Below are 20,834 nucleotides of genomic sequence, written 5' to 3' on the forward strand. Positions count from 1 at the left end.
CCCACTTTTCTCTTTATTTCTTTAAAGGTGTTACCGTCCAATACGTAACAACTCGCCAAATCCATTCTAATGGCCCCATTTTAAAGACCTTCATCCAAATTACACTAAATACAATTTGAATTGCATAAATTGCAATACACACATATAACGTCTGCATGTACGTTAAGTTTTCTGCAAAGTTAAATACACTTCCTGCGATTAAAATCATTGCAGTTTGTCCAATATAATTCGTTAAAGCCATTCGGCCATAATATTTCAGTGGTGCTAACAATGTTTGAATTGGTTTTAATTGAAGTAATAAAATTAATGCTCCAACATAGAAAGCTGAAATAATCGGTCCAACTGTAACACCAATTTTTAAAAATTGGCTTGCAGCATTCATTGTTCCATCCTCATTCTCAAGTATCATATTTATAAATGGTTCAGCAGGAACGTGCCCATATTGATACCATACAGCTATGACACTTAAAACAAACATAATACCTGTAAAAATAGCGACTTTCTTTATATTTTGCGTGAGATTTTCAAATACACGATATTGTCCTGCAGCAAGCCCCAATAAAATTAAGCCAAGTGGTAATAACTCTTTAACTCCCATTACACTGAAGGCAATTGTCAAAATAAGTCCTAGTACTAAGTTCACTTCTTTTTTCGCTTTATAAAACGGTAAAACGATTAACCCGCAAATTGCGTATAATGCTAATGCTTCTCCAGGCTGAAACATTTGATGAATTAGACCAAAAATAAATAATGCTACTAAGCGACGTAAAAATAAAACATAGCCATTCTTCCCTTTCGCAATCGCTCTTGAAATAAAGATATAGAATCCCACTCCAAATAAGAATGAGAAGATTGAGAAGAAACGACCTTCTACAAATAAGTATAAAAATCTTTGATAGCTAGCATTCACTGTATTAGGATCTGGAATTTTAATGTTAAGTAGTGCGAGAATATTTACTAAAATAATCCCTAGTAGTGCAAAGCCACGAATGTAATCTAACTCATCAATTCGCTTGTTTGTAATATTGTTCCCCATAAAGCAACTCCTTGTATAAAATTTAATCCTTCCTTACTCTACTGAAGAAAGTTGCTCACAACTATCGACAAACCTTACGGTAATCTTACATTATTGTCATATAACAAAATAAAACCAGGTCATATTGCGACCTGGTTTACTCTGATTGCTTCGATTTTTGCGGTTGTCCTTTTTTACTATTACGCTGTTTTACTTGAACAATCGGATCAAGTTCATTCGAAAATTCAGCGTTATGTCCATTTTGCGTTTTTTGCTCTGGATTATTTTGATCTGAACGTTTCGCCATTACATTCACTCCTTATTAGTGCGGTGTAATAATCATTTGATGTTGCAGTTGGCGAATTGCCATGCGTGCTCTATTTAGCTGCTCACGTTGCTCATCATTTGCATGTTGTTGCATCGTTTGTAAATCATTATATGCTTGTTCTAATTGCAACTGCGCATCCGAATACTCCATCGTATTATAATGCTCTTGTCTCATACCTTGGTCTAATTGTTCTTTCGCATATTCCACCGCTTGTTCCGCTTGTGTAATATACGATTCAAGTGATTGACGCTCTGCCATAATTGTCCCTCCTTGCTTCAATTCCCCTTTAGTGTGTCCCTTCCTTATGAACCTTATGAGTATGTTATAATGGATTTTGTGTTATTTTGACTCGGCTTAGGAGGGAAAGTAATGAAGGTTCAAAACCCTTTTCCATATACAAACGATAATAAACGTTATCATACATGGAATTATCATTTACGAAATGAATTTGGTGAAAAAATCTTTAAAGTTTCATTAGATGCTGGCTTCGATTGCCCGAACCGTGACGGTACAGTTGCTTATGGCGGTTGTACATTTTGCAGTGCTGCTGGATCTGGTGACTTCGCTGGCGATCGCCGCGATGATGTTATAACGCAATATCATGAAATGAAAGAAAAAATGCGCTCAAAGTGGAAAGACGGAAAATGTATAGCTTATTTCCAGGCGTACACAAATACACATGCTCCACTTGAAGTGTTAAAAGAAAAATTCGAACCGCTTCTAGCAGAAAAAGACGTTGTCGGTCTTTCTATCGCAACTCGTCCAGATTGTTTACCGGACGATGTTGTTGAATATTTAGCGGACTTAAATAAACGTACGTACCTTTGGGTTGAACTCGGACTACAAACCGTTCATGAACGTACTGCAAATCTTATTAATCGCGCTCACGATTATCCGTCTTATGTGGAAGGTGTAAATAAATTACGTAAGCACGGCATTAAAGTTTGCTCTCATATTATTAACGGTCTTCCACTTGAAGATTACGACATGATGATGGAAACAGCTCGTGAAGTAGCCAAGCTTGATGTTCAAGGAATTAAAATCCACTTACTTCACTTATTAAAAGGAACGCCAATGGTGAAGCAATATGAAAAAGGACAACTAGAATTCCTTTCTCTTGAAGATTACGTAAGTCTCGTTGTTGATCAACTTGAAATTATTCCAAAAGACGTAATTGTGCACCGTATCACAGGTGACGGTCCACCTGATTTAATGATCGGTCCAATGTGGAGCTTAAATAAATGGGAAGTATTAAATTCCATCGATGCAGAATTTGTACGCCGCGGAAGCTGGCAAGGAAAATATGCAAATGAGGAGAAACAAAAATGAAATTAGAACGTGTATTACCGTTTGCTCGCTCGCTTCTGCAAACGGCAGTAAAAGAAGGCGATTACGCTGTAGATGCCACTTTAGGAAACGGCCATGACACTTGCTTCCTAGCTGAAATCGTTGGAGATAGCGGAAAAGTATTTGGATTTGATATTCAAAAAGAGGCAATCGAAAGCTCAACAACTCGTCTAAAAGAAAAAGAACTTTTTGAACGTACTGTTTTAGTTCACGATAGTCACGATACTCTTCTATCCGTATTACCAGAAGATGCAAAAGGAAAAGTAACAGGCGCAATTTTCAACTTAGGTTACCTTCCAGGCGGAGACAAGCATATCGTTACAAAACCGAACTCAACAATCTCAGCGATCGAACAACTATTAGAAGTAATGGCACCTGAAGGTATCATCGTTCTTGTCATTTACCACGGACATCCAGAAGGACAATTAGAACGCGAAGCTGTACTTACATTTGCTGAAAAACTAGACCAAAAACAAGCTCACGTACTACGATATGGCTTCATTAACCAGCAAAATAACCCGCCATTTATTGTGGCGATTGAAAAGCGATAATATATCAACGATTTTTTCGATATATCTATCATAACTTACAATATATCAACGATTTCTCGGATATATCGATTGTTCGACAAAACGTAACAAAAAAAGACGTGCATTCACCGCACGTCTTTTTGTTATCCTCCTATATAATGGATATATACAATATCCGAAGAAAGAAGGGTAGAACTTTGCTAGTAGAACTACGGGGAATTCAAAAGAAGTATGGCAAATCACTTATACTAGACAACATTGATTTATCCATTCCAGAAGGAGAAGCACTCGCCATTGTTGGCGGGAACGGGACTGGAAAAAGTACTCTACTCAAAATAATTGCAGGCTTTATTTCACCTACAACAGGGACAATTCAAAGGAAAGAACATATACAAATCGGTTATGTACCTGAATATTTTCCTGAAGGTATTCGTTTTACATTAGAAGATTATTTATATCATCTCGGCTGCATTCACGGTTTATCAACAACATATGTAAGAAATAAAATTCCGATGCTCCTTGAGTCTTTTCACTTACATCATGCAAGGCATTCCGTTGTACGAAACTTATCAAAAGGTATGAAACAAAAAACAGGCATTATGCAAGCATTACTTACGGACGTACATTTATTAATTTTAGACGAACCGCTTTCTGGGCTCGATCCTAACTCTCAGCAAGAATTAGAACATATTTTACTATCATTAAAACAACAAGGTATATCTATACTCTTCACATGTCATGAAAAACAACTATTAGAAAACTTCGCCGATAGAATTGTGACGTTAGCAAATCATACAATCACAGCAGATACTTTTGTACAAAAATTAACGGAACAAATCTATATTGAGGCAATCGTTCACGACACATTTTCAGCGATAGAACTACAAAAGCAATCTGGTTTTATACACGTTGCATACAATTCAAATCAAAACCTTATTCAATTACAAATCGAAAAAGAATATACAAACGAAATGCTTCAGTTTTTATTACATAAAAAAGCATCTATCACACTGCTACAACCTAACTTTTAAATCGAAAGAAGGTTTATTATGTTCGCGCTTATTCGTTACCATTTTCTCGACTATACAAAATCGTATAAGTACGTCCCTCCTATTGCGATGTACTTTGTGAGCTTACTTTTTGTATATACATATAAACCGACTCCTATTGTACCGACATACTTAGAAACGGCACTCGCACTTTATTTATTATCTGCTTGGATTACAGTCACAATTTTTCATACGGAAGACCCTGTACAAGAACAAATTACTATTTCTCACACAAATAATATTTCTGCACTATATGTTGGTAAATACATTACGGCTCTTCTCATTTGTACTGTTTTATCTTTTATATCCATAATCTACCCAATTATTTTGCAAATGTTTAATGAAGAAATGACAGTTTCTTTATTTCTAGTCGGATTTCTCGCTCACATGTCTTTCTCTATACTAGGAATTTCAATTGCAACTTTATTTACTAGAAATATGATTCAAAAAGCAAGCACAGCTTGGCTTAGCCTGACATTTATATTACTTATAACGATCGCCTCCATCCGGTTTAAAAAAGAGTTACTATGGTTTTTACCACCTGTCGAAAGCTTTCTAATGCTTGGACAATACAAATTTAATATACTGACTCACACACTATGGCTCACAGCTTGGGCTATCCTATATTCATTTTTATTACTTACTTTATTTCTTTTTATCGTTCGCAAAAAACGTTTTTAATTACATATTAAAGGAGACAAAACAATGATCGGAATACTAGCAGGAATGGGACCAAAATCGACTGGGCCATTCGTCGATACAGTTGTAGCAAAGTGTCAAACAATATACGGAGCAAAACATGATATGGACTTTCCTCATATGATGATCTATTCGTGCCCAACACCGTTTTACATGGATCGCCCTATTGATCACGAAGCGATGAAAAAAGCGATTATTGAAGGAGCACAAAAACTTGAAAGTACTGGCGTAGAATTTATTGCTATGCCGTGCAATACGGCGCATCTTTATTTTGAGGAATTACAACATTCTCTTTCCATTCCGATTTTAAATATCGTCGATGAGACGTTACAAACAATTCCTGAAAATATAAAAAGAGTCACGCTTCTCGCAACAGAAGCGACAATCCAAGCTGGTATTTATCAAGACGGGATTGCAAAGCGTAATATAGAGTACATTCATAACGAACAATGGCAGGAAAGCATTAATCAAATTATTACTTGTATTAAAGGCGGAGAAATTGAAGAAGCTCGAAAATTATGGAGTGTGCTCGTTGTACAGTTAAAAGCTGAAGTAGATACCGCTATTATCGCATGTACTGATTTGAACGTTGTGGCGGATGAGGATTTTGTTGATTCTGCTCAATGTCTTGCTGATGCGGTTGTTGAAATGTATTTATCAAATAAGAAGAAACATTTATAAACATTGAACACCTTCCTTTTGAAATGTGTTTTATGTTTGTTGAAACCCCTAAAAACTTTTAACATTCTTCACAATTCTTTCAAAGTATCCACACTTAATCTCGCTATATTAAATAAGTAGTTATTCATATAGGGAAGGTTAGGGGAACTGAAAGTATGAAAGTAAATCGTTCGCTTCATTACATTTTTTGGCGTTGGCATTTTTATGCAGGGCTTTTTATTACACCGCTTCTTATTACTTTGTCACTGAGCGGAATTGGGTATTTATTTCGGGAAGAGGTTGAAGATTTCATCTATAAAGATTTATATTTTGGGAAGAGTGCCCAAACAGAGTCTATTTCGATGGCTGATTCGCTTCTCTTAACAGAGAAAAAATATCCCCATTATAGCGTGGCGAAAATTAGTGAATTTAATGGGGATTATAATACAAGACTTACGATTGCAAATGAGTATACTGGGCAACAAAAATATGTGTATTTAGATAGTAATAATCAAATTGTTGGGGATCAAAACGCAAGTGAAACGTTTGCCAATATCATGCGGGAATTACATAGTTCTCTTTTAGTTGGTGGCACTGTCGTCAACTATACTGTAGAACTTGCGGCATGCTGGACAATCTTTTTAATCGTAACCGGATTGTACATGAGTATACGCCAATTCAAAAATACACCATCATCCAATAAGCGAGAAAAAGCAAAAAGACGTCATTCTATTATCGGTATTATATTTACAATTCCTCTCTTTCTGCTAGTCGCATCTGGATTGCCGTGGTCAGGATTTATGGGGAACCAAATTTATAAAATTGCATCTTCTAATGAATCACTCGGATATCCAAAATTGTACATGGCACCGCCTGAATCAAAGGTAAAAGAATTGCCGTGGGCAACAAGAAAAGAAGCTCCACCTGAATCGAATTCAAATGAACCGAAAGCAATTTCTATCGATGAATTACAAAAAGGAATTGAAATAAAGAAGCCATATGTGATCTCACTACCAGCTGATACGAAAGGTGTATTTACTATTTCGAAATCGAGCGGTTCTGGTATTACAGGTATGCATGTTGCACCAAATGAAGAGATAACAGCTTACTTTGATCAATATAGCGGGAAACTCATTTCAAAAACGGACTATCGTGATTATGGATTACTTGCACAATGGTTCACTTACGGTATCCCACTTCACGAAGGACATTTATTTGGATGGCCAAATAAAATATTATGCTTACTAACGACATTATCTCTACTACTTCTTATTTATTACGGAGTAAAAATGTGGTTAGCAAGAAAGCCGAAAGGAAAATTAGCAGCACCTCCAAAGCAAAGAGATAAGAAAAGCGTACTCGTTTTCTTTATCCTGATGGTTATACTAGGCGCTGTCATGCCTTTATTCGGACTATCTGTTTTAGTTATTTTCGCAATTGAACTTCTTATATATGTATTTTCAAAAATACGATCATAATGAAAAGAAAACCACTCTACATGAGTGGTTTTCTTCGTCACTGCGCCATTTTCTTTCGGTACATCTTCCCGTTCCAATAGAAGAATCGTGAAGTGAGGCCTCCGTATTTTACAATGCGCCGTGCCATTTTGTGCATATTCTTTTGTGCTGATACTTTTTGATCTGATAAATAAATACCAAGTAATCCTCGGCTTATGAGACGATGAAACTTCGCATGAGGCAAATCACCAATGCTCTTCTCTGCTTCTTCTACAAAGTGTTTCATACGATCTAATATAGCTTGCTCGTTTTCATAATAACTACAGAAATTCAAATCCCCGCCTATGCGGTCTTCTTCTTGATCGATGAAATAATCAAGTAAGATATGAAGTCCTTGTACGTAAGGGAAGTACCCTTGTCTAATTTTCGCAATATCTTCATCATGTAATTCATCATGAAATGCATATGCTACAAGACAGAAAATTCCAAGTGTAGAACCGGCACATGCTGAAAATTCAAACCAACTCATCTCAGGTAAGTTTTCTTTATGTGCTTCAAACCAAGTTTTCAGGCGCGGCTCTCTTTCTTCTAACTTCACGTGTTTATGAATTTGTAAATCACAATAATAACAAGCAAGTTCATGCAGAACAGGAGCAATTTTGTCATAGTGCTTCGTTTTCTTTAAAACATCTTGGCATGTTTCAACAAGTTCATCTAAATAACCACCATCATCTTGATCATCACGATAACGATAATAATTACCGCCACCTTCTACTTCAGGTGATAATGCCATTAACATCGATTCATGCAGTGCTGCAAAATCATTTGGATCAAGTGATGTACTGCGATCACATAAATTATCTAAATAGTCGCTGATCGTTTGATACGCTACGATAAAACGAATACATTCTTCTCGGTGTTCATTTGCTAGCAGAGCTAAAATGCCACCGCCCTCACAATGAAACGTTTTATGCTCAATACTTGCGATTGCCTGACTATGAAGCTCATCATTCGGAATATGGTAGGCACGCTCTTTCCACATCGCTAGCTCATGGTGTACAACCGGAAACACATCACGGTATACTTTCGCCATGAGCGTTATGGGATTACTCGGTACGTTCACTTCTTCCTTCATCTCCTCTATTAAATGTACAAATAATGATTTATTTGTTTGTTTTTACTATATTATTGACATGCATTTCAGTAAATGACTGAATATAACTCAAAATTTCATCACGCTCATACTCATTTAATAGCTCGTGATAACAATTCGGCCATTCTTTAAAAGCCTTATCACTTATTTTAACATTATCAAACCAAGTGCGGACACGTGTTTTATCTACAAGTTTATCCTCACAAGCTTGCATTAGCAAGAGCGGAACATCTGGAAAATCATCTATTTTTTTATGAGCAATTTCGATAGACTTAATCAATTCACTATACCAACGTACTGATACTTTGCGCAAGAACAAAGAATCATTCTCCATTGCATCTCTCACTTCATGGTTACGTGTTGACATTTCCACCGTAAGATTCGTTGCAAATTGCAATTTTGGAGCCACAACATTTAATATTCTTGAAGCAAATTGAAGCGGAGCAGAGGGTCCAGTCACTACCCCTAAACAAGGCGAACTCAAAATAATACCTTCTACATCTTCTCTCTTCGTTTCTTGCATCATACGAATGACAATAAGACCACCCATACTATGACCGAATAGAAAAATAGGTAACCTATACTTTCTTGCTTCTTTCACCCATAATTTAACTTCCTCTATGTATTCATCAAATGAATCAATATGTCCTCTATTTCTTGAAGTCGTTCCATGTGACGGAAGATCCCCCATCACGACGTGGTAGCCGATATGATTCCACATTTCCGCAACTGCTTCGTAACGTCCGTGATATTCCATTGCGCCGTGCACAATAACAATGACAGCTTTTGCTTCCTCCGCTTCATAATTCCACATACGGCTCTCCTCCATTTCACTCTTTCTCATAATTTGATACACTAAAACTAGTCTCTAGGAAAGGAAGACTTTACATGATATATCCTTACAAAGAAAAAAAACCGAAAATTGCGAGTAGTGCTTTTATCGCTGACTATGTTACGATTACAGGCGATGTTTCCGTTGGCGAGGAATCAAGTATTTGGTTTAATACAGTCATCCGTGGTGATGTGTCACCGACAATCATTGGAGACCGAGTAAATGTACAAGACCAATGTACACTTCACCAAAGCCCGCAGTATCCTCTTATTTTAGAAAACGACGTAACAATTGGGCATCAAGTCATTTTACATAGTTGCCATATTAAGAAAGATGCTTTAATTGGAATGGGATCTATTATATTAGATGGTGCTGAAATTGGCGAAGGAGCTTTTATCGGCGCTGGAAGCCTCGTTTCACAAGGAAAGAAAATTCCGCCGAACACGTTAGCTTTCGGTCGTCCCGCGAAAGTCATTCGTGAATTAACAGAAGAAGACCGTAAAGATATGGAGCGTATTCGCACGCAATACGTTGAAAAAGGTCAATATTATAAATCATTACAGAAGTAAATTTCCGCTGCCATAAGATTGGCAGCTTTTTTTATATAAAATCTAACTTTTTCTTTACAAAACATTATTACTCCCTCAACAAAATCTTATTAAAATAAAAGCTAATATCTCCATATATATGTAGATGAGGGAGGAGAATTTTCATGAAGGTCAGTGGATTATATAAAATAGAATGTTACATTTTCAGAGGAATTAACCGCTACTTTGATCAAAAAACATTAAATATCTTTTTCAGCAATATTACTCATATCGGTGGCGCGACTTTCTCCATCGCACTCACACTTTTCTTTTTAATTTTCGCAAAGGGAACTTTGCATCAAGCTGCAATTGCAACTGCTATTTCGTTAGCAATTAGCCATATTCCTGTGCAAATATTAAAAAGGTGGTATCCGCGAAAACGTCCTTATTTAACAATTCAGGATGCAAAATATCCAGTCCATCCATTAAAAGACCACTCTTTCCCGTCTGGTCATACAACAGCCGTTTTCTCTGTCTTCATTCCATTTATTTGCTATAATCCAAGCTTACTTGCTTTCCTATTACCGTTAGCATTATGCGTCGGTATTTCACGTATTTATTTAGGGCTTCACTATCCGTCAGATGTATTCGTCGGTATGTGCCTTGGCACTTGCTCTGGCATCATCTCTTTTTATCAATTCATCCCACTTTTCACATAAAGGAGTGATATGATGAGAGTCGCCATTTTTACCGATACTTTTACGCCACAAATTAACGGGGTTGCGAAAACGTTAGAGCGATTAACACAATATTTTCAGAAAGAACAGATCGCCTATTCTGTTTTCGCCCCTCAGCATACAGCTGAAGATAATTTTGTAGCGAATGTGAATAAGATGAGAAGTATCCCGTTAACAATATTATATCCAGAATGTCGTTTTTCTTTTCCTACTCCGCGCATTAAACGGGAACTACTTTCCTTTAAACCTGACATTATTCACATTGCCACACCTTTCAACATGGGACTTTGTGGATTGTATTATGCAAAAAAGTTAAACATCCCAGTTGTCGGTTCTTATCATACTGATTTCGATGCCTATTTACGTTATTACAAAATCGAATTCCTCTCCAATATGCTGTGGAACTATTTAAAATGGTTTCATAGTCATATGCAAAAAAATTTTGTACCTTCCTTTGAAACATTACATCAATTAAAAAACAAAGGCTTTCAGACCCTCTCTATATGGGGACGTGGTGTAGATTGCACACTCTTTCATCCTGCTTACAATACAGACCTATTCCGAAAAAAATATAATATTACAGCGAAGTATGTCCTTTCCTATGTTGGACGAATTGCTCCTGAAAAAGATATTGATACACTGCAATACCTTATCGTTAAAACAGCACATACTCGAAACGATATTCATTGGCTCATCGCAGGAGACGGTCCTCTAGCAACAAGTTTACGTGAAGCTGTTCCGAAAACAAATATCACTTTTACTGGCTATTTACAAAGTGCAGATTTAGCTGAAGCATATGCTTGTTCTAACATAATGGTGTTTCCATCAGCTACTGAAACATTCGGAAATGTCGTACTTGAATCACTCGCATGCGGTACACCTGTCATTGGTGCAAATAGTGGCGGGGTTAAAAATATTATTACAGATGGAAAAACGGGAGTTCTTTGTCCGCCTAAAAATGAAGATGCATTTCTATCATCCATTTATTTTTTATTACAAAATGAAGAAAAACTTGAGCAGATGGGAATAGCAGCTTCATCTTTTGCGAAATCAAAGAGCTGGGATGAGATCTTTCGCGGTTTGCTTAACCAATATGAAGAAGTCCTGCAGCATAACGCATCAGAGTTGCTTGCTTAAATAGAAAAACTCCCTTCAAAAAAACGAAGGGAGTTTATTACATGGTCATAAATTTTAGTTTAATAAATGATACATAAGGTTAAACATTGTTTTATTTCTATATTAATTATATCAAAAATAAACATAACTAAACAGACTTGTAATAAAAACCCATAAAAATTAATATATGGTTATACAGTATTTTAAACTGTATAATGATTTTAAGAATTCCCCTTAAAATCAACTTACTCACATACCTTTATACAGCAATTGTTCCCCAATTCTGTATATCAAAAAACCTTTCATTCATTTGAAAGGTCTTTTTGAGCCTGCACATATTCTTCTTTCGTATTTACATTTATAAACCAATCCGCATTCGCTTGTACATCTTCTCCAGAAACATACTTCACATTACATTGTGATAAAAGCTGGCCCATACTTCTTTTTTCTTCCTGAAGTAAAGCATAAATCTTTTCTTTCACGCGGTTATGATACGCCGCAAGTAGCGGTTGTTTTCTTCCATTAATAATAGGTACAACCGCATCATATTCATTGCTCGTTTGCTCTAGTAAAATGGCAAACCATTCATGCGAAACGTTTGGTGCATCGCAAGGCATAATAGCGTACCAATCTGCTTCTATGTATTCCATACCTGATACAATACCGGCAAGCGGTCCATTTCCTTTATAGTGCGGAATGTCTTCTATAACAGGAACTTGTACGAATTGCTCTACTCGCTCTTTTATATCAGTATGGCTGATTACTACAATGTCTTGCAAGGTATTTCCCATCACTTTCACAATATGCTCAACAAAAGTAGTTCCCTTCCAAATTGCTAACGCTTTCGGCTCACCGAATCTACTCGACATACCACCTGCTAATACAATTCCAGCCCACTTACTCATTGGCGATGCAGCTCAAATGTAATATGGCCTAATTCCGGTAAAATTAATTTATTCATCGCAAGGCGAACTGCTCCGCTCGATCCTGGCATCGAGAAAACTACTTTGCGCCCAATTGTACCGCCGATCGCTCTACTTAACATTGCGCTGCTTCCGATGTCTTCTAAATAACTAATCATACGGAACAGCTCACCAAATCCAACAATTTCTTTATCTAATAACGCTGATACTGCTTCAATTGTGACATCGCGTTTCGTAATACCAGTACCGCCATTTGTTAATACAACATCTACATCTTCCTTATGATAACCAGCTAACACTGCTTGCTGAATACTTTCTTTATCATCTTTTACAATTTCATAAGAGGTCACTGTATGGCCCGCTTCTTTTAACAATTCATGTAATAGTTGTCCGCTCTTATCCGTTTCCTCCGTACGTGTATCGGAAATCGTAACAATCTTGCAACGCACTTCTTTTGGAGCTTGTTTTTTATGTTCAGTTACACTCATTTTTTATCTTTCCTTTCTTAAAGACTTTTCTTCATTTTATCATACATATCTTTACACAATTATGTATGAAGCCAATCATGCGCCATGATACAATATAAGTATACTAACCCACAAAAAGGAAAGTACACTTTCTTATACTCCTAGACTACACATCTTTAGCTACTCCTTATATTTTCTACATAATAGAATTCAATTTTAAAACTTGTACTAAAAATTAAATTGGAGGTCTACATATTATGGAACTATATAAAAAATTAACAACAACATTTATCCTCTTATTCATCGCTTCAATCACTGTCGGCTTTTCCTTAAAAGGCGCAATTCCATACGCTACATTAGTAAGCATTATATTCGCCACACTATTTTTACTAAGCAGTGCCTTTTGCGCAGGTAAAGCACGTCAAATGAACGGTTGATTACATATGTTCCAGAAGAAACCCACCCTTTGTAAATCATGTAAAAAGGAAATACAAACGTATGAAAAGGCTTGGATTCATATGCCATTTCCAACAAGTGGCATGACTAATATGAAAAAATATATTCAGCTAGATGGAGAAGTATATTGTAGTTCATGTATTCAAATTGTAAGTAAAACAAAATAAAAAAGCTTTGCGCTCACCGCGCAAAGCTTTTTTTCATATATTATAGACCAGCTTGCTCTTTTAAAGCTGCAGCTTTGTCTGTACGTTCCCATGATAGATCTACATCAGTACGTCCGAAGTGGCCGTAAGCTGCTGTTTGTTTGTAAATTGGGCGACGTAAGTCTAGCATTTTAATAATACCAGCTGGGCGAAGATCGAAGTTGTTACGAACTAGTTCTACTAATACGTCTTCAGATACTTTACCTGTGCCGAATGTATCAACTGAAATTGATACTGGTTGTGCTACACCGATTGCGTATGCAAGTTGTACTTCTGCTTTGTCAGCAAGACCAGCTGCTACGATGTTTTTCGCAACATAACGAGCTGCATATGCTGCAGAACGGTCAACTTTTGTTGCATCTTTACCAGAGAATGCACCGCCACCGTGGCGAGCGTATCCACCGTAAGTATCAACGATGATTTTACGTCCTGTTAAACCAGCATCACCTTGTGGTCCACCAATTACGAAGCGGCCAGTTGGATTAATGAAGAATTTTGTTTCTCCATCCATTAATTCTGCTGGTACTACAGCTTTAATTACGTGCTCTTTTAAGTCGCGATCGATTTCTTCCCATGTAACATCTGGGTGATGTTGTGTAGAAATTACGATAGTATCAACACGTACTGGTTTACCATTTTCATCATACTCAACTGTAACTTGCGTTTTTCCATCTGGACGTAAGTATGATAATGTATCATCTTTACGTACTTCAGTTAAACGGCGAGCTAATTTGTGAGCAAGCGAGATTGGAAGTGGCATTAATTCTTGTGTTTCATTACATGCAAAACCAAACATTAAACCTTGGTCTCCTGCACCAATTGCCTCAATCTCAGCGTCAGTCATTTGACCTTCGCGTGCTTCTAGCGCTTGGTCAACACCCATAGCGATGTCAGCAGACTGCTCATCGATAGATGTTAAAACAGCACAAGTTTCTGCATCGAATCCGTATTTTGCGCGTGTGTAACCAATGCCTTGAATTGTTTCACGAACGATTTTCGGAATATCTACGTAAGTAGAAGTCGTAATTTCCCCCGCTACCAATACTAAACCAGTTGTTACAGTTGTTTCACAAGCTACACGTGCATTTGCGTCTTTTGATAAGATCGCATCTAAAATTGAATCAGAAATTTGGTCACAAATTTTATCTGGATGTCCTTCAGTTACAGACTCAGATGTGAACAGATGACGTTTTTTTGTCATGTGGTAAACCTCCCTACAGTAATTGTATATATTGTACGGAACTCATCCTTAATTTGCCACAAACTGCGACATACATTTATTCTCCCACACAAGCATACAGAAAAACCTTTCCTACTTTACATAGAGGAAAGGTTTAATTTGCTACTTGCATACTGCTTTTTGCCCTTCGCTCTTATCGTTCGAGACCTGTAGCCTCGCACAGGTTTTAGCACCTATTCACCTGCATTTATCAATACAAGTGAGGTTGCTGGGCTTCATCGGGCCTGTCCCTCCGCCAGCTCGGGATAAGAGAGTATCCGTCCCAACCTATACTAAAGAAATGATATTCATTTGTCAATTAATATTCACATTTTCCTGAAAGTTTTTCTCAATACGCCTGAAATGAAATATTAATAGGGAAATAATGCATTCACACAAACAAAAAGAAATAAATAGTATACATTATTTATATAATTGTGTTATACTCTTGTTGGGGATTACGAGAAATATTTCATTAAATGAAAAGGATGGTATATAAATATGAGTACTGTGAATGTCCAAATTGGTTTACACGAATTATTGAACGGAAGCAATGCACAGATTCAACTAAGTGTTCCGCAATTAGTGGAAAAAGTATTAATGCGAAATGAAGGGAAATTAACTTCTACTGGTGCCGTTTCTGCTTCAACAGGAAAATATACAGGACGTTCTCCTAAAGATAAATTTATTGTGAAAGAAGCATCGGTTGCTGACAAAATTGCTTGGGGAGCTGTGAACCAACCGATTTCTGAAGAACATTTTAATAAATTATATACTAAAGTTTTAGAATACTTAAAAGAAAAAGAAGAGTTATTCGTCTTCAAAGGATTTGCAGGCGCTGACCGCAATTACCGCCTACCAATTCAAGTTATTAATGAATATGCATGGCACAATTTATTTGTACATCAATTATTCATTCGTCCAACTGAAGAAGAATTAACAACTCATGAGTCAGGGTTCACAATTGTTTCTGCACCGAACTTCAAAGCTGATCCAGCTGTTGACGGTACAAACTCTGAAGCATTCATTATGGTTTCATTCGAAAAACGTATTGTACTAATTGGTGGTACAGAATACGCTGGAGAAATGAAAAAATCAATCTTCTCTATTATGAACTTCTTACTACCTGAACAAGATATTCTTTCTATGCATTGCTCTGCAAACGTAGGTGAAGAAGGTGACGTAGCACTATTCTTCGGTTTATCTGGAACAGGTAAAACAACTTTATCTGCTGATCCGAACCGTAAATTAATCGGTGATGATGAGCACGGTTGGTCTGATAACGGTGTATTCAATATTGAAGGCGGTTGCTATGCAAAATGTGTAAACCTTTCTCACGAGAAAGAACCACAAATTTTCGATGCAATCAAATTTGGATCTGTTTTAGAAAACGTTATCATTAATAACCAAACGCGTATCGCAGACTACAACGATACTACTTTAACAGAAAATACTCGTGCTGCATACCCTATGCATGCGATCGACAATATCGTACTACCAAGTGTTGCTGGACACCCAAATACAATCATTTTCTTAACTGCTGATGCATCTGGCGTATTGCCTCCAATCAGTAAGTTATCAAAAGAGCAAGCTATGTATCATTTCTTAAGTGGTTACACTAGTAAACTAGCAGGAACAGAGCGCGGCGTTACATCTCCGCAAGCTACATTCTCAACTTGCTTCGGTTCACCATTCTTACCACTTGATGCATCTCGCTACGCTGAAATGCTTGGTGAAAAAATCGAGAAACACGATGCAAAAGTATTCCTAGTAAATACTGGCTGGACTGGCGGCGAATACGGCGTTGGTAAACGTATGAACTTAGGTTATACTCGTGCAATGATTCAAGCAGCATTAAGCGGCGAACTTGCAAAAACTGAAACAGCTAAACATGACATCTTCGGTCTTGAAGTTCCACTTCACGTACCAGGTGTACCTGACGAAGTGTTAATGCCTGAACAAACTTGGGCTGATAAAGCTGCTTACAAAGCAAAAGCAATCGAGCTTGCAAATGAATTCAAAGAGAACTTCAAAAAGTTCGAAAGCGTTTCTGAAGATATTATTAACTTAGGCGGTCCAATCGCTTAAATTAAAACTTTCTGTTGGAATGACCCTTTACTCATATGAATAAGTGTCGTGTAACCGTAAAGTTTCGCGTACTCACCGACAAAACCCAATGCGGCTTAACGGTTACACACACTTACATAAAAAAGAAGCTTACGTGAAAACGCAAGCTTCTTTCTATATCTTATATAAAGTGAAACGCTAATCTCTTCATCTGTGACTTAGATTATAAAATTACAGCTTCGAATATATACATTATATCACTACTCGCTACATCTCTCGAGTTTCACATCGTATGGGGTTAAAAAAGGCCCTGACCGCTTCTATTCGTGGCTGGATCATCTATTCCATCTAAAAAGAAGTCTTTTATCTTTTTATCTCTTTTAGCTCTTTGTTAGTTCTTTCTCATCTTTCATGCTATAGTATCCTAAATTCACAACGATTAAGAAATAACCACCCATAATCCCTACTGCAAATGCCCACATAACCATGTGGTGCTCAATTTCGTACATAATAATAGCACCCAAAATGGCAGCTGCAAAACGGTTAAACATACCGAGTGTCGGTGCTTTCGTCTTCTTTACAATACTATCTCCAAGCTTCTCAATTCTTCTCCCTAGAAGCCAAACGCAATACATACTTACAATAAGCCCAATTCCAGCGCCTAAAAAGTGTGCTGAAAACGGTGTTAACATCCAACCTAGTAACAAAATACCTAGTATATAATACGATTGGATTTTAAATGATCTTAGTGACATACTAATCATGCTGTACCTCTCTTCATTCGTTCTTATCTATCCAACAAAAAATTTCTTTCAAATTCATATTCCTTACATCCATTTCACTCAAATTAAAAACAACATAAACAGTATGTTTATGTTGTTTAAATGCTTTTAGAAAATAATATTATACAAGATTTCAAACATCATATTCTCATATTTTGTGACGGTTTTTCAAACTTTTTTCGTCCATTTATGAAAAAAATGATATCAATTTATGAACATACGGATATGATGTAATAAGCACACAAATAAAGGGGGCGTCTAATGATTTATTTTTTAATGGCTCTCATTCACCTCATTATCCCTGCACTTATCGGACTTTCATTGTATTGGTACACGAAAAACCATAGCATTTTTTACGCTGTCCTCGGTGTTCTTCTTCCAGGTATTATTCTTATTACACTCTTCCGTATTCCATTTTTAAACTTAATTCCACTTATTACTGCTATCTTATTTCTCATCTTCTTACCAAAAATAAAAAAATAGGAAAGCAGATCATAGGTGATCTGTTTTCCTATTTTGATATAGGTTCCCCTGCAATAGAATGAACTTTTACTTTCTCCGATTTCACAAACCATAGACCGACAAAAATGATAATTCCACCGATGATCTGTTGAAACGATACATATTCATTTGCCCAGACAGCTGCAAATAAAACAGCTACAAGCGGCGTTATATACATATATACCGTCGTATGTGACGCCCCAATTTTTTGAACACCAACATACCACATTACTAGACCAAATACTGTTACAAAGAAAATAGAATATAGTAAAGCAAATAGTGTCATTTCGTGAGTAATGTGAAATAGCATGACAAACACATGTGGACCACTTAACAATAATAGCGGAATCGCACCCACTAATGCAGACCATGCTGTAACACGTAATGCTGAATATTTTTTAATTAATGGTCCTGCTAAAACAGGATAAAGCCCCCAGCATATTGATGTAATAAGTCCAATTCCATTGCCATAAAAAGAACTAGTAAGCGAATGTCCTGCTACTAAAACTAATGCTGCACCAACAAAGGCAGTCATAGAACCGATTAACTTTCGAGAAGAAAACTTTTCTTGTTTCAAGAAAATCGCAAATGCAGTTGTAAAAATAGGTGAAATAGAAATGAGTAAAGAGGCATTTGTAGCAGATGTATATTTGACAGTTTCCATAAATAACGTTTGATACAGTACAATACCTACAATGCTAACGATAATTAATCTAGGTATATCCTTTCGCTCCATATAAACCGACTTTTCAATAAAAAAGGTAAGGAGTAACAGAAGCGGTGCCGCCGCCATCATGCGAAGTGCAGTAAACTCAATTGCTGTAAATTCTAAAAGTCCATACTTCGCAATTGTATAGTTAATCCCCCAAATAATAACAACACTTAAAATTAACAACTCAATTCCCCATCTTCTCATGCGTATCCCCTCCGCAAAGAAGATTATACAGAAAATTCAATCACATGTACATTTCATTATGTGAAAAAATCTTTTTACTATTGAAACGTTTTGGTAAATGAAATTATATCGGCGATTTTCTGAATATATCGGCGCAACTCCATTTATATCGGCGATTTCCCAAATATATCAGCGCAACTCCATTTATATCAGCGATTTCCCAAATATATCGACTTATCAACAAAAATCGACAATAATAGCGACTTATAAAATAAAAAAGGTGATTCCAAAATACATTTTGGAATCACCTCAGGCTGTGGAGAAAGTCTTCTCCACAGCCTGTTTTTGTGTCTGAACCTCTTTTTATGTGTCAACACTGATAAAAAGAGGTAAAGGAGAGATTTTTTATGATGGGTGCTTTAAAAAATCATCGTGATGAACGTGTATCTGTTTCTGTAGAAGAGTTGGTTCCACAAAATCATTTCCTTCGTGCGATCGAAGCGACAATTAGTTTTGATTTTATTGAAGAGAAGTTACGCCCTTATTACTGTGAAAACAATGGACGTCCGTCAATCCATCCTATCGTTTTATTTAAAATGATGTTTATTGGATATTTTTACGGTATTCGTTCGGAGCGTCAATTGGAAAAAGAGATTAAAACGAATATCGCCTACCGTTGGTTTTTAGGGTTTTCTCTATCAGATACTATTCCAGATCATTCTACAATCAGTTGGAATCGTCGTACTCGCTTTATTCATACAAATATTTTCGAAGAAATTTTTGATGAGATCGTGAGGCAAGCGACAGAGCACCGGATGGTGGGAGGACGTGCGCTGATGACAGATTCTACGCACATTAAGGCCAATGCTAATAAAAATAAGTTTGTACATAAATATAAAAAAGAAAAGGCAAAGTTTTATATAGATGAACTAGAAGCTGCGGTAATTGAAGATCGTGAGGTACACGAAAAAAAGAATTAAAACCTAGAAAGGAAAGTGATACTCCCACTAAAAAAACTCGTATAAGTACTACGGATCCAGATAGTGGATTTTTAATGAGAGATGGAAAACCGAACGGTTTTCATTTCTTAGACCATCGTACGACTGATGCGAAGTACAATATTATTACAGATACTTATGTAACGGCTGGAAATATGGCAGATTCCGAGCCATATTTAGCACGTCTACAAGCTCAAATTGATAAATTCGGATTTAAAGTGGAAGCTGTAGCTCTTGATGCAGGCTATTTTACAGGGTATATCTGTAAGAAATTATCGGAGAGAAATATATTTATGGTGATGGGGTATCGCCGATTTGGAAAACGAAATAAAGAAGTACCAAAAAGCCAATTTAAATATGTAGAAGAAATGAATGCATTTGCTTGTCCGATGGGGTGTATTTTAGAGTATGCGACAACGGATCGTGAAGGATATCGTCACTATAAATCCAACCCAGAAGACTGCGCTGTTTGTCCGCTACGTGAGGTATGTTTTTCAAAGAAACAAAAACAAAAAGTTATCACTCATCATATATGGGAGAAATATAAGGATATCGCTAGAAAAAACAAACTAACAGTTACAGGGAAAAAGTTGTACAAAGTACGCTGTTCAACTATAGAGCGAAGCTTTGCGGACGCCAAAGAACTACATGGCTATCGATATGCTCGATTTCGGGGGCTGAAGTCTGTCCAAATGCAGGCTTATCTTACCGCAACTTGTCAAAACATGAAAAAAATAGCCCTCCATCTGACCAAAAAAGGTCTGGTGGAGGGCTATTTTTTTGAAACTCTATTATTTTATGTTGTTTTTATTCGCTAAAATCAAAATGATTCCAGAGTGTGGGGAACCCTAAAGGGTTTCCCAACACTCT

Annotated in this window: 24 protein-coding genes and 1 riboswitch; of the genes, 14 read left to right on the forward strand and 10 right to left on the reverse strand. The window is 36.7% G+C overall.

Annotated elements, in window-relative coordinates; translation table 11 throughout:
- Positions 1-13: 13 nt before the first annotated feature.
- From JFU02_RS15010 to JFU02_RS15020, 3 genes are all read right to left on the reverse strand, one after another.
- A complete protein-coding gene (locus JFU02_RS15010; RefSeq protein ID WP_061667140.1) occupies positions 14-1,036 on the reverse strand; it encodes a DUF418 domain-containing protein in 1,023 nt (340 codons plus the stop codon).
- Positions 1,037-1,172: 136 nt separating this feature from the next.
- Positions 1,173-1,322, reverse strand: a complete 150-nt coding sequence (locus tag JFU02_RS15015; protein ID WP_001129340.1) for a hypothetical protein — start codon at positions 1,320-1,322, stop codon at positions 1,173-1,175.
- Between the two features lie 15 nt (positions 1,323-1,337).
- Positions 1,338-1,601, reverse strand: a complete 264-nt coding sequence (locus JFU02_RS15020; protein WP_000840869.1) for a YtzC family protein — start codon at positions 1,599-1,601, stop codon at positions 1,338-1,340.
- Between the two features lie 111 nt (positions 1,602-1,712).
- Here JFU02_RS15020 and mnmL point away from each other — a divergent pair, with 111 nt between their 5' ends.
- From mnmL to JFU02_RS15050, 6 genes are all read left to right on the forward strand, one after another.
- The gene (gene mnmL / locus JFU02_RS15025) at positions 1,713-2,672 is read left to right on the forward strand and encodes a tRNA modification radical SAM protein MnmL/YtqA (protein WP_061667139.1); all 960 of its coding nucleotides are present in this window, start codon (positions 1,713-1,715) and stop codon (positions 2,670-2,672) included.
- Entirely contained in the window at positions 2,669-3,241 is a 573-nt protein-coding gene (mnmM, locus tag JFU02_RS15030; protein ID WP_000764476.1) for a tRNA 5-(aminomethyl)-2-thiouridylate-methyltransferase MnmM, read from the forward strand. The genes mnmL and mnmM overlap by 4 nt, the downstream gene beginning before the upstream one ends.
- Before the next feature lie 176 nt (positions 3,242-3,417).
- Positions 3,418-4,251: an ABC transporter ATP-binding protein gene (locus tag JFU02_RS15035; protein ID WP_000959739.1), complete on the forward strand. Its 834-nt coding sequence runs from the start codon at positions 3,418-3,420 to the stop codon at positions 4,249-4,251.
- 18 nt (positions 4,252-4,269) lie between these two features.
- Complete coding sequence (locus JFU02_RS15040) at positions 4,270-4,950, forward strand: hypothetical protein (protein ID WP_000457772.1); 681 nt, start codon at positions 4,270-4,272, stop codon at positions 4,948-4,950.
- Between the two features lie 24 nt (positions 4,951-4,974).
- On the forward strand, positions 4,975-5,649 hold the full coding sequence (locus JFU02_RS15045) for an aspartate/glutamate racemase family protein (protein ID WP_061667137.1): 675 nt from the start codon (positions 4,975-4,977) through the stop codon (positions 5,647-5,649).
- A 155-nt stretch (positions 5,650-5,804) separates the two neighbouring features.
- Positions 5,805-7,106 carry a PepSY-associated TM helix domain-containing protein gene (locus JFU02_RS15050; protein WP_000867819.1) on the forward strand — a complete coding sequence of 434 codons (1,302 nt, stop codon included), beginning with the start codon at positions 5,805-5,807 and terminating at the stop codon, positions 7,104-7,106.
- A 37-nt stretch (positions 7,107-7,143) separates the two neighbouring features.
- Here the strand turns inward: JFU02_RS15050 and JFU02_RS15055 are convergent, their stop codons facing one another.
- Positions 7,144-8,208: a tetraprenyl-beta-curcumene synthase family protein gene (locus JFU02_RS15055; RefSeq protein WP_061667136.1), complete on the reverse strand. Its 1,065-nt coding sequence runs from the start codon at positions 8,206-8,208 to the stop codon at positions 7,144-7,146.
- 40 nt (positions 8,209-8,248) lie between these two features.
- Positions 8,249-9,052 carry an alpha/beta hydrolase gene (locus JFU02_RS15060; protein WP_000267424.1) on the reverse strand — a complete coding sequence of 268 codons (804 nt, stop codon included), beginning with the start codon at positions 9,050-9,052 and terminating at the stop codon, positions 8,249-8,251.
- 74 nt (positions 9,053-9,126) lie between these two features.
- Between JFU02_RS15060 and JFU02_RS15065 the strand changes: the two genes are divergently transcribed.
- The 3 genes from JFU02_RS15065 (at position 9,127) to JFU02_RS15075 (ending at position 11,471) form a co-directional block, all read left to right on the forward strand.
- Positions 9,127-9,639: a gamma carbonic anhydrase gene (locus JFU02_RS15065; RefSeq protein WP_000640186.1), complete on the forward strand. Its 513-nt coding sequence runs from the start codon at positions 9,127-9,129 to the stop codon at positions 9,637-9,639.
- A gap of 143 nt (positions 9,640-9,782) precedes the next feature.
- Positions 9,783-10,316: a phosphatase PAP2 family protein gene (locus JFU02_RS15070; protein ID WP_000868592.1), complete on the forward strand. Its 534-nt coding sequence runs from the start codon at positions 9,783-9,785 to the stop codon at positions 10,314-10,316.
- A 12-nt stretch (positions 10,317-10,328) separates the two neighbouring features.
- Complete coding sequence (locus JFU02_RS15075; RefSeq protein WP_061667134.1) at positions 10,329-11,471, forward strand: glycosyltransferase family 4 protein; 1,143 nt, start codon at positions 10,329-10,331, stop codon at positions 11,469-11,471.
- Between the two features lie 281 nt (positions 11,472-11,752).
- Here JFU02_RS15075 and JFU02_RS15080 read toward each other — a convergent pair whose 3' ends face one another.
- Together JFU02_RS15080 and JFU02_RS15085 are read right to left on the reverse strand one after the other, a co-directional pair.
- On the reverse strand, positions 11,753-12,355 hold the full coding sequence (locus JFU02_RS15080) for a molybdenum cofactor guanylyltransferase (RefSeq protein WP_086405791.1): 603 nt from the start codon (positions 12,353-12,355) through the stop codon (positions 11,753-11,755).
- Positions 12,352-12,861 carry a MogA/MoaB family molybdenum cofactor biosynthesis protein gene (locus JFU02_RS15085; RefSeq protein ID WP_000117130.1) on the reverse strand — a complete coding sequence of 170 codons (510 nt, stop codon included), beginning with the start codon at positions 12,859-12,861 and terminating at the stop codon, positions 12,352-12,354. Before JFU02_RS15085 ends, JFU02_RS15080 begins: the two co-directional genes overlap by 4 nt.
- Positions 12,862-13,097: 236 nt before the next feature.
- On the opposite strand from JFU02_RS15085, the gene JFU02_RS15090 reads away from it, so the two are divergent.
- Together JFU02_RS15090 and JFU02_RS15095 are read left to right on the forward strand one after the other, a co-directional pair.
- Positions 13,098-13,277, forward strand: coding sequence for a hypothetical protein (locus JFU02_RS15090; protein WP_000424798.1), 180 nt, complete (start codon positions 13,098-13,100; stop codon positions 13,275-13,277).
- 6 nt (positions 13,278-13,283) lie between these two features.
- Positions 13,284-13,463 carry a hypothetical protein gene (locus JFU02_RS15095; RefSeq protein WP_201071191.1) on the forward strand — a complete coding sequence of 60 codons (180 nt, stop codon included), beginning with the start codon at positions 13,284-13,286 and terminating at the stop codon, positions 13,461-13,463.
- A gap of 40 nt (positions 13,464-13,503) precedes the next feature.
- On the opposite strand, the gene metK is transcribed toward JFU02_RS15095, so the two are convergent.
- Positions 13,504-14,703: a methionine adenosyltransferase gene (gene metK, locus JFU02_RS15100; RefSeq protein WP_000163117.1), complete on the reverse strand. Its 1,200-nt coding sequence runs from the start codon at positions 14,701-14,703 to the stop codon at positions 13,504-13,506.
- 169 nt (positions 14,704-14,872) lie between these two features.
- Positions 14,873-14,994: riboswitch (SAM riboswitch) on the reverse strand.
- Positions 14,995-15,222: 228 nt separating this feature from the next.
- On the opposite strand from metK, the gene pckA reads away from it, so the two are divergent.
- Positions 15,223-16,809, forward strand: a complete 1,587-nt coding sequence (gene pckA, locus JFU02_RS15105; RefSeq protein ID WP_000108813.1) for a phosphoenolpyruvate carboxykinase (ATP) — start codon at positions 15,223-15,225, stop codon at positions 16,807-16,809.
- Between the two features lie 359 nt (positions 16,810-17,168).
- On the opposite strand, the gene JFU02_RS15110 is transcribed toward pckA, so the two are convergent.
- The gene (locus JFU02_RS15110) at positions 17,169-17,552 is read right to left on the reverse strand and encodes an ATP synthase subunit I (RefSeq protein WP_000624926.1); all 384 of its coding nucleotides are present in this window, start codon (positions 17,550-17,552) and stop codon (positions 17,169-17,171) included.
- Between the two features lie 279 nt (positions 17,553-17,831).
- On the opposite strand from JFU02_RS15110, the gene JFU02_RS15115 reads away from it, so the two are divergent.
- Entirely contained in the window at positions 17,832-18,053 is a 222-nt protein-coding gene (locus JFU02_RS15115; protein WP_000639042.1) for a hypothetical protein, read from the forward strand.
- A 28-nt stretch (positions 18,054-18,081) separates the two neighbouring features.
- Here JFU02_RS15115 and JFU02_RS15120 read toward each other — a convergent pair whose 3' ends face one another.
- Positions 18,082-18,987 (reverse strand): DMT family transporter, encoded by a 906-nt coding sequence (locus JFU02_RS15120; RefSeq protein WP_201071194.1) that lies wholly within the window; start codon positions 18,985-18,987, stop codon positions 18,082-18,084.
- Between the two features lie 386 nt (positions 18,988-19,373).
- Between JFU02_RS15120 and JFU02_RS15125 the strand changes: the two genes are divergently transcribed.
- A protein-coding gene (locus tag JFU02_RS15125) for an IS1182 family transposase (RefSeq protein ID WP_201071021.1) occupies positions 19,374-20,782 on the forward strand; the annotation gives its coding sequence in 2 pieces (ribosomal slippage) (positions 19,374-19,932 and positions 19,932-20,782; 1,410 coding nt in all).
- Positions 20,783-20,834: the final 52 nt, after the last annotated feature.

It is taken from the genome of Bacillus sp. TH13 (assembly GCF_016651175.1).
In the GTDB taxonomy this organism is placed as follows: Bacteria; Bacillota; Bacilli; order Bacillales; family Bacillaceae_G; genus Bacillus_A; species Bacillus_A thuringiensis_S.

What these genes read in the sequence shown, in the direction of transcription:
- JFU02_RS15010 (WP_061667140.1), bottom strand. Translation starts at nt 1,036, where the DNA reads ATGGGGAACAATATTACAAACAAGCGAATTGATGAGTTAGATTACATT.
- JFU02_RS15015 (WP_001129340.1), bottom strand. Translation starts at nt 1,322, where the DNA reads ATGGCGAAACGTTCAGATCAAAATAATCCAGAGCAAAAAACGCAAAAT.
- JFU02_RS15020 (WP_000840869.1), bottom strand. Translation starts at nt 1,601, where the DNA reads ATGGCAGAGCGTCAATCACTTGAATCGTATATTACACAAGCGGAACAA.
- mnmL (WP_061667139.1), top strand. Translation starts at nt 1,713, where the DNA reads ATGAAGGTTCAAAACCCTTTTCCATATACAAACGATAATAAACGTTAT.
- mnmM (WP_000764476.1), top strand. Translation starts at nt 2,669, where the DNA reads ATGAAATTAGAACGTGTATTACCGTTTGCTCGCTCGCTTCTGCAAACG.
- JFU02_RS15040 (WP_000457772.1), top strand. Translation starts at nt 4,270, where the DNA reads ATGTTCGCGCTTATTCGTTACCATTTTCTCGACTATACAAAATCGTAT.
- JFU02_RS15045 (WP_061667137.1), top strand. Translation starts at nt 4,975, where the DNA reads ATGATCGGAATACTAGCAGGAATGGGACCAAAATCGACTGGGCCATTC.
- JFU02_RS15050 (WP_000867819.1), top strand. Translation starts at nt 5,805, where the DNA reads ATGAAAGTAAATCGTTCGCTTCATTACATTTTTTGGCGTTGGCATTTT.
- JFU02_RS15060 (WP_000267424.1), bottom strand. Translation starts at nt 9,052, where the DNA reads ATGTGGAATTATGAAGCGGAGGAAGCAAAAGCTGTCATTGTTATTGTG.
- JFU02_RS15065 (WP_000640186.1), top strand. Translation starts at nt 9,127, where the DNA reads ATGATATATCCTTACAAAGAAAAAAAACCGAAAATTGCGAGTAGTGCT.
- JFU02_RS15070 (WP_000868592.1), top strand. Translation starts at nt 9,783, where the DNA reads ATGAAGGTCAGTGGATTATATAAAATAGAATGTTACATTTTCAGAGGA.
- JFU02_RS15075 (WP_061667134.1), top strand. Translation starts at nt 10,329, where the DNA reads ATGAGAGTCGCCATTTTTACCGATACTTTTACGCCACAAATTAACGGG.
- JFU02_RS15080 (WP_086405791.1), bottom strand. Translation starts at nt 12,355, where the DNA reads ATGAGTAAGTGGGCTGGAATTGTATTAGCAGGTGGTATGTCGAGTAGA.
- JFU02_RS15085 (WP_000117130.1), bottom strand. Translation starts at nt 12,861, where the DNA reads ATGAGTGTAACTGAACATAAAAAACAAGCTCCAAAAGAAGTGCGTTGC.
- JFU02_RS15090 (WP_000424798.1), top strand. Translation starts at nt 13,098, where the DNA reads ATGGAACTATATAAAAAATTAACAACAACATTTATCCTCTTATTCATC.
- JFU02_RS15095 (WP_201071191.1), top strand. Translation starts at nt 13,284, where the DNA reads ATGTTCCAGAAGAAACCCACCCTTTGTAAATCATGTAAAAAGGAAATA.
- metK (WP_000163117.1), bottom strand. Translation starts at nt 14,703, where the DNA reads ATGACAAAAAAACGTCATCTGTTCACATCTGAGTCTGTAACTGAAGGA.
- pckA (WP_000108813.1), top strand. Translation starts at nt 15,223, where the DNA reads ATGAGTACTGTGAATGTCCAAATTGGTTTACACGAATTATTGAACGGA.
- JFU02_RS15110 (WP_000624926.1), bottom strand. Translation starts at nt 17,552, where the DNA reads ATGATTAGTATGTCACTAAGATCATTTAAAATCCAATCGTATTATATA.
- JFU02_RS15115 (WP_000639042.1), top strand. Translation starts at nt 17,832, where the DNA reads ATGATTTATTTTTTAATGGCTCTCATTCACCTCATTATCCCTGCACTT.
- JFU02_RS15120 (WP_201071194.1), bottom strand. Translation starts at nt 18,987, where the DNA reads ATGAGAAGATGGGGAATTGAGTTGTTAATTTTAAGTGTTGTTATTATT.